This is a genomic window from Acidimicrobiales bacterium (assembly GCA_036491125.1).
Taxonomy (GTDB): Bacteria; Actinomycetota; Acidimicrobiia; order Acidimicrobiales; family AC-9; genus AC-9.
In genome coordinates this window covers 46,243-54,152 of record DASXCO010000039.1, presented here as the reverse complement: position 1 = coordinate 54,152, position 7,910 = coordinate 46,243, and the positions used below count along the sequence as shown (strand labels likewise).

General features: G+C 69.8%; 7 protein-coding genes. 3 read left to right on the top strand and 4 right to left on the bottom strand.

Going from position 1 to position 7,910, the window contains the following annotated elements:
- A partial coding sequence (locus tag VGF64_03295; GenBank protein ID HEY1633759.1) for an HNH endonuclease occupies nt 1–475 on the top strand: 475 nt, incomplete at its 5' end.
- Here the strand turns inward: VGF64_03295 and VGF64_03290 are convergent.
- The 4 genes from VGF64_03290 to VGF64_03275 form a co-directional block, all read right to left on the bottom strand.
- A complete protein-coding gene (locus VGF64_03290) occupies nt 464–931 on the bottom strand; it encodes a VOC family protein (protein ID HEY1633758.1) in 468 nt (155 codons plus the stop codon). The two genes, VGF64_03295 and VGF64_03290, sit on opposite strands and share 12 nt — an antisense overlap.
- A gap of 16 nt (nt 932–947) precedes the next feature.
- Nucleotides 948–2,003, bottom strand: a complete 1,056-nt coding sequence (locus VGF64_03285) for a class I SAM-dependent methyltransferase (protein HEY1633757.1) — start codon at nt 2,001–2,003, stop codon at nt 948–950.
- 105 nt (nt 2,004–2,108) lie between these two features.
- The gene (locus VGF64_03280; GenBank protein ID HEY1633756.1) at nt 2,109–2,831 is read right to left on the bottom strand and encodes a hypothetical protein; all 723 of its coding nucleotides are present in this window, start codon (nt 2,829–2,831) and stop codon (nt 2,109–2,111) included.
- 20 nt (nt 2,832–2,851) lie between these two features.
- Nucleotides 2,852–4,162 (bottom strand): aromatic ring-hydroxylating dioxygenase subunit alpha, encoded by a 1,311-nt coding sequence (locus tag VGF64_03275; GenBank protein HEY1633755.1) that lies wholly within the window; start codon nt 4,160–4,162, stop codon nt 2,852–2,854.
- A gap of 110 nt (nt 4,163–4,272) precedes the next feature.
- Here VGF64_03275 and VGF64_03270 point away from each other — a divergent pair, with 110 nt between their 5' ends.
- Both VGF64_03270 and VGF64_03265 read left to right on the top strand, forming a co-directional pair.
- Complete coding sequence (locus tag VGF64_03270; GenBank protein ID HEY1633754.1) at nt 4,273–5,922, top strand: acyl-CoA synthetase; 1,650 nt, start codon at nt 4,273–4,275, stop codon at nt 5,920–5,922.
- A gap of 58 nt (nt 5,923–5,980) precedes the next feature.
- A complete protein-coding gene (locus VGF64_03265; GenBank protein HEY1633753.1) occupies nt 5,981–7,909 on the top strand; it encodes an adenylate/guanylate cyclase domain-containing protein in 1,929 nt (642 codons plus the stop codon).
- Nucleotide 7,910 lies beyond the last annotated feature (1 nt).

Here is a 7,910-nt window from a genome sequence, read left to right as displayed (position 1 = left end):
GGTGATCCACGCCGATCCCGCAGTCCTGGCCGGCGGCGAGGGCCTGGCCGAGATCGAAGGCGGCCCCCAGGTCGCCACCGAGACGGCACGGCGTCTGGCCTGTGACGCCCGCTGGCAGCTGGTGGCCGAGGGTGAATCGGGCGAGGCCCTCGGTCTCGGGCGCCAGCGCCGTCAGGTGCCGCGCTGGCTGGCCCGCCAGCTCCGGCGCCGGGACCGGGGCTGTCGCTTCCCCGGCTGTGCCCGAGCCCGCTGGCTGCACGCCCACCACCTCCTTCACTGGGCCGACGGTGGTCCGACCGACCCGGCCAACCTGGTCATGCTGTGCGGCCACCACCACCGCCTCATCCACGAGGGGGGCTGGCGCATCGAGGGCCACCCCGGCGACGAGCTGGCCTTCGTGCACCCGGGTGGCACGGTCCTCACCACCCGTCCGCCACCCCTGCGGCCCGAGGTGCGCGAGCGGCTACTGGCTTGAGGAGTCTGGCGCCGCAGGCTGTGCGAGCCACTGCGCCAGCTCGATCGTCACACCACCGGGACCGCGCAGGAAGACGAGCTTCCGGTCGTGGAACGTCATGAGCTGGTTCTTGATGCCGATCCCGCCGGACTGCAGCCGCTCGATCATGGCGTCGATGTCGTCGACGCGAAAGCACACGTGGTTGAAGCCTGTCCGGGCCAGGTTGCCGGTCTCGCCGTCGACATCCACCGGGGGGTTGTGGAATCGAAGGAGCTGCACCTCCTGGTGGGTCTCGGCGTCGGCGAGAGCGAGGGTCACGTGGTCGGCCTCCCAGTCGGCGATGCCCATGTACTTCGACATGGCCTCTCCGCTCACGACGACGTTGTGGGTCATCTCGAAGCCGAGCAGCTCGAAGAACCGCTTCGCCTCGTCAAGATCGGTCACCACGATGGTCACGTGATCGAATCCTGGCTGCATTCGCCGCTCCTTGCGCTCAGGCGCGGGCTTCGAGGATGAGGTTGAGCGGCGTCTCCGCCGCCCGACCGAACTTGTTGAAGCCGGCCTCCTCGAAGACCTCGCGCATCCTGGCCTCGCCCGCCTGGGCACCCAGTCCCAGCCCCACCTCTTGAGAGAGAGAATTCGGCGTGCAGATCGACGCCGACGCCGTGTAGAGCAGCGCCGCCATCGGGTTCTCGGCCAAGTTCGTCGCTCGGCCGTCGAGGGCGAACGGCTCGACCAAGAGCACGGTCCCGTCCGGCTCGAGGTGCTCGCGCGCGTACCGGGCGATGCCCACCGGGTCGCCCATGTCGTGGAGACAGTCGAAGAAGCAGATCAGGTCGAAGGTACCGTCGTAGCCCTTCGCCGAGGCAACCTCGAAGATGGTCCGATCGCTCACGCCCGCTTCGGAGGCCCGCGCGCGGGCAGTCTCGATCGACGGCGGGTGGAGATCGAAGCCCCAGAACCGGGACTCGGGATAGGCATCCGCCATCACCACGACGGGTGCGCCGTGCCCGCACCCCACGTCGGCCACCTTGGCTCCGGAGTGCAGCTTGGACTCGACGCCATCGAGGGCGGGGATCCAGACCGAAGGCAGGTAGGCGCGGTAGCCGGTCCGGAAGAACCACTCGGTACCGGAGAACAGACACGGGTGGTGGTCCCCCCAGCTCAGCCCGCCGTCGCCGCGAAACGCCCCCTTGACCTTCTCGATGTCCATGAAGAACGACCCGAGAGCGTTCATGCCCCGGGCCACGAAGAACGGGGCGTTCTCGTCGGCCAGGGCCAGGGCCGCCTCCTCGCTCAGCTCGTAGGAGTCGCCGGCGGCGTCGTAGCCGACCAGCCCGGCTGCCGCCTGGGAATCGAGCCACTCGCGCACCAGACGGGGATTGCACCCCGTCTCGGCCGCCACCTCGTCAGCGCGCATCGAGCCGGCTCCTGCCATCGCCCGGTAGAGACCGAGCTCGTCGCCGACCCACACCGCGAAGCACACGGCTCCTCCGGTCATGTAGCCGACCATCTGGCCCATGAGCTCCTGGACCCGTGCCTCGTCCATGTCATCCCCCCGTTCTTGTGGGCCGATCACTGAAGGCGATCCGCGCTGCCCGACCTGAATTGTACGGGGGCTCGGCGCAGCGTGCCGAGGTCTCGCGAGCCTCGTTCAGCTTGTCGCCGGCCGCTTGTCCTCGGCGTCGGCCTCGATGAGCCGGTAGGCGAGCTCGACCTGCACCAGGCCGGTGCCGATCGCGATGACGATCGTCACGACCAGTCGCACCACGAGGTCGAGCCACAGGGGCTCCCCGTGGACGACGTCCTGCACCGTTGTACCGATCCAGTCGGCGATCGAGAACGGCACGACGACCAGGATCAACGTCAACCCGAAGCGGCCGCGCGCGAGCTGCGCCGACCGCCGCATGGCCCCGAGTGCCGACTGCCCCTCGATGTTGACGATCGGCGCCGCCAGGCAGAGCAGTGTGAAGAGCAGCACTCCAGGCACGACCAGGGCGAGGTAGCCGAGCGCGACGAGGCCGGTCACCAGGACGTCGGCCACGATCAACCGGCGGTAGGGAAGCGTGCGCAGCACCGTCAGGACCCCTTGCTCGGGTGCGCCGTACCTGGCCTGGCCCACCATGCGCTCGAGCAGACCGGTGAAGAAGACCTCGCCGAAGAGATCGATGGCGAACGCGCAGACCCCGATCGGGACGGCCACGGCCGCCGCGCTGTCGGCGACCAAGGCGTCGCTCGCCGTCTCGGCCACCGCCGAGATCCCGAAGACGATGAGCGCGGCGACGAGAACGCGCTTCCAGTGGACGCGCCCGGCGTGGGCAGCACCAGCGAGGACCTGACGGCCACGAATCGCGTGCCGAGCTTGGTCGCCACGCACCCCCGACCTCGACCGGGATGTCACGCGGTCAGGTAGCGGTCGATCACGCGATGCATGTGGAGGAGGTTGCTCTCCTGGCGAGGGTTGAGCCGAAGCCCCTGGCAGGCCCGGGACTTCATACCGGTCTGGATGTGGGCCATGTTGGCGAAATCCTGGTTGGTGATCTGGCCCCAGTCCTTCGCCGTCCACTCCGGGTAGAACTTCCGCTCGGGCATCTGCCAGGGCTGGTCTGGACTCGGCCACTGCAGGGTCCATAGGTCCTTGATGGCAGAGTCGGGATCGAGCCCGTTGGGACGGATGCGGAACAGGATGGCCGTCCCCGGGTATGTCGGACCAACCATGTTGGGGAACCAGTACACGTCATCGGCGCTCGTCATCTGGTCCAGCTCGAGGCCCGAGACGTCGAGGCCGCGCGATCGCAGCAGGTCCATCCGCCGCTGCTGGTAGGCCTCGAGCAGCGACGTGCCCGAGGGGAGCGGAGCCGCCCGCAGCTCGTCGACGATGTCCCGCTCCTCACGGTAGAACAGCCCGCCGAGCCCGGAGACGAGCGAGGAGAGGATCTCACCCTCGTCGATCTCGTCGTCGCTGAGGCCCAGACGGGGGCTGGGGCGAAGCTCACGACGGGCGTGCGCCAGCCGGCCGTAGTGGGCATGGGTGTCGAACTGGACGTACTCCATGTTCACGTCGTCGGTCCACGCCAGGATCTGGGGGTGCGTGCCCTGCACGTGGTAGCCCTCGTTGAATGCGTCGACGACCACCTTCCAGTTGGCGGGCAGGATCGTGGTGCGATAGGTGGCGAAGCGCATCTGGTCGAGGTGAAAGGGTCCGAGCAGCTTGGGGATCGGATCGAGGAAGTCCATGAGCGGCTCCGCCTCACGGTCCATGTTCACGAACACGAAACCGCCCCAGCGCTCGGCGCGCACCTCGTGCAGGCGGAGGTCCGACGGGACGTCGGTGAACTCGTGGCGGTCGACGATCTCGGTCAGCTCACCATCGAGGGCATAGCGCCAGGCGTGGTACCGGCAGCGAATCTGGCCGTCGGCGAAATTGCCCCGGCCCTCGGCCAGCCTGGTGCCCCGGTGCAGGCAGGTGTTGAAGTAGGCCTTGATCGTGTCCGGCTCCGAGCGGACGACGAGGATCGACTGATCACCGATCGTGTACTCGAGATAGTCGCCCGCCTCGGGTAGCTCTTCCTCCCGGCAGGCCACCTGCCACACCCGGGGCCACAGCCGATCCATCTCCAGATCGAGGAACTCCCGCGAGACGTACCGCTCTTTGGGCACGAGGCCGTCAGCCCGCACCAGCATCGCCGTGGTCTCACTGGTCGACATGGCCCCGCTCGCTCCTCCCTGCCACAATGCGGCCACTAGCTTCGCACCCGGCCGGTCGGGCTGCTCGCCGGCAGGGAGCGGCTCCCGCTGGCCAGGGAAGGTCGACGCCGATGGAGTTCAACCTGGCCGATCTGTTCGAGCGCGTGGCCGACACGGTCGGCCACCGTGAGGCGCTCGTGGCCGGAGGTCGCCGGCTCACCTACGCCCTGCTCGACAAGCGCAGCACCAAGCTCGCGAACGGGCTGGCGGGCCTCGGGGTGCGGGCGGGCGACCATGTCGGGCTGTATCTCTACAACGGCGCCGAGTTCATCGAGACCATGCTGGCCTGCTTCAAGCTGCGGGCCGTTCCGGTGAACGTCAACTACCGGTACGTCGGTGACGAGCTCGCCCACTTAATCTCCGATGCCGATCTCGTCGCTCTCGTCCACCACCACGAGCTCGCTCCCCGGGTGGCGACCATCGCGAGCCGTCCCCGTGCTCTGCGATGGCTCATCGATGTCGACGACGGCGGCGGCCCCGGCGACCTCGACGTCTTGTCGTACGAGGAGGTGCTGGCCTCCGGGTCGATGGTCAGGAGCTTCGGCCCGCGGTCGGCGGACGATCACTACGTCCTGTACACGGGCGGGACCACCGGGCTCCCCAAGGGCGTGGTCTGGCGCCAGGAGGACATTCTCTTCGCCACCCTCGGTAGCGGGAACCCGGGCGGCCCGGCCATCGAGCGCCCAGAGGAGATCGGCCAGGCGGCGCTGGTCAACCGGTCGCATCGGATCGCGCCCTTTCTCCCCCCCGGGGATGCCGGTCCGGACGAGTTCGTCGCCCTGTCCCTCGGTCCGCTGATCCACGCCAGTGGCCAGTGGACGGCCCTCAGCACCCTGCTGGGCGGGGGCAAGCTCGTGCTCTACACCCTACGGAGCATGGACATGGGCCGTGTGCTCGAGCTGGTCGAGACCGAGCGCGTCGTCATGCTCACGATCGTCGGGGACACGAGCGGACGCCCCCTGGTGGACGCGCTCGAGGCCTGCCCCGGCGCGTTCGACACGTCTTCGCTGCGACTGCTCGGTTCGGGTGGCAGCATCCTCACCGCCGCCATCAAGGACCGGCTCCTTGCCGCCCTGCCGAGCGTCCTGGCCATCAGCGAGGCCGTGGGCTCCTCGGAGGCGCCGGTGCAAGCGACCGCCGTCGCCATCAAGGGAACGCCCACGTCGTCGCTCAGCTTCGCGGCGCGCGACGTCACCATGGTCGTCGACGACGATCTGCGTCCCGTGCCGCCCGGGTCGGGGGAGATCGGACGGCTGGCGACACGGGGCCGGGGGCCGATCGGCTACCACAAGGACCCGTCCAGGACGGCCCGGACCTTCGTCGAGATCGACGGTGTCCGTTGGTCGCTCCCCGGCGACATGGCCACGGTGGAGGCGGACGGCACCATCCGCCTGCTCGGGCGGGGGTCGATGTGCATCAACACCGGCGGCGAGAAGGTCTACCCGGAGGAGGTCGAGGCCGTCATCAAGGCGCACCCTCTTGTGACCGACGCGATCGTCGTCGGGGCCGATGACGCCGAGTGGGGCCAGCGTGTCGTGTGCATCGTCCAGGCGACCGCCGAGGGTGCGCCCGCCCTGGAGGACCTGCGAACGCACTGCCGGGCTCACCTGGCGGGGTACAAGGCTCCCCGGGCCCTCTACCTGGTGGACGAGGTCCGCCGCTCGGCGGCGGGCAAGGCGGACTACCGCTGGGCAAGCGCCGTGGTGAGTGGGACGCCATGACCAGCTGAGCTCGTGGCATCGGTCGCCCGAATGCAATACTGATCGCCGGGAGGGAGATGTGACCGACGATCTGGCCGCGGGGCGGAAGGCGTACGCCGACCACCGGTGGGCCGATGCGTACGCGCAGCTGTCGGTCGCCAATCGGTCCTCGCCGCTCGAGGCGGAGGATCTCGAACGGCTCGCCGATTCGGCGCGGTGGTCCCGTCACTTCGACGCTCTGCTGGATCTGTTGGAACGGGCCGAGTCGGCGTACGCCGCTGTAGGCGACAACCGGGGAGCGGCGCGTCTGGCGCTCGCCCTCTGTCGCGAGCACTACCAGCGGGCCGGGAGCGCCGTAGCCAGCGGCTGGCTCGGCCGCGCCTCGACGTTGCTCGGGGACGATACCGACTGCGCCGAGTACGGCCTCCTGGAGTGGATGATGGGCCGGACGATGTCCGACAGCGGCAACCTCGAGGCGAGCCGTGATCTCGCCGTGCGGGTGGCGGAGCACGGACGTCGCCTGGGTGTTCCCGATCTGGAGGGCCTGGGGCTTCTGGACCAGGGCCACGCGCTCATCGTCGAGGGCCGGCTGGACGAGGGCATGGCACTCATCGACGAGGCCAACGCCCTGGCGGCGAGCGGGTCGCTGACGCTCATGACGGCCGGCACCATCTACTGCTCGACCATCTTCGCCTGCCGCAACCTGGGTGATTGGGGACGTGCAGGCGAGTGGACGGACACCGCGTCGCGCTGGTGCGACCGCGAGTCCGTGAGCGGCTTTCCGGGGCTGTGCCGTTTCCACCGGGCCGAGGTGCGGCGGCTGCGCGGCGCGCTGGACGAGGCGGAACGAGACGCCGTCGAGGCTGCCGACGAGCTCATGGCGTCCGGACCGCGCTTCGCCGCGTGGGCTTTCCACGAGATAGGCGAGATCCGCCGCCGGCGCGGCGATGCGGCGGGGGCGACGACGGCCTTCCGCCGAGCGTCAGAGCTGGGCTTCGATCCCCAGCCCGGGCTCGCCCTTCTTCGCCTGGATCAGGGCCAGCCGGCGGCGGCGCTGCAGGCCGTCTCCAATGCACTCGCCGACGAGTCGGGCTTCATCCGGGAGCAGCGTGCCTTCCTCCTGCCGGCGCAGGTGACCATCGCTGTGGCGGCCGGCGCTCTCGACACCGCCCGCGCCGCGGCGTCGGCGCTGACGAGCCTCGCCGAGGCCTCTGCTACGGCTGCTCTGGCCGCCAGTGCCGCCGGCGCCCTGGGGCAGGTGGCTCTCGGTGAGGGCCGCGTCGACGACGCGATCCACGAGCTCCGGCGGTGTGTCGGGCGGTGGGCCGAGCTCGACGCTCCCTACGAGGCGGCCCAGGCGAAGGTGGAGCTGGCTCGGGCCTATGAGGCCGCCGGTCGCCATGACGACGGGATCATGGAGCTGGACTCGGCGCGGGCCGGCTTCGAGCGGATCGGCGCCACGAAGGCGGCCGGCGACGTGGCGGTCCGCCTCTCAGCGGATGCTCCAGGGGCCCGTCCGACCCGCACGTTCATGTTCACCGACATCGTCGGATCGACGAGGTTGGTGGAGGCGCTCGGAGACGAGGCCTGGGACGCACTCTTGACCTGGCACGACCGCACCCTGCGATCCGTCTTCGAGCAGTCCGGCGGCGCCGAGATCAAGCACGAGGGAGACGGCTTCTTCGTCGCCTTCGACGACACCGCCGGAGGTCTGCAGGCGGCGTGCGACATCCAACGGCGGCTCGCCGAGCACCGAAGAGAGCACGGCTTCGCCGTTGAGGTGCGGATCGGCCTCCACACGACGGAAGCCACCGAGCGCGGCGCTGACTACGGCGGCAAGGGCGTGCACGAGACGGCGCGCATCGCCGCCACCGCGGGCGCTGGTGAGATCGTCGCCAGCCGGGAGGCGTTGGCAGCCGCCGGTGACCAGTTCGCTGTCGAGGACGAGCGCTCCGTGACGCTGCGGGGGCTGTCCGCCCCGCTGACCGTGGCCACGGTCCTCTGGTAGG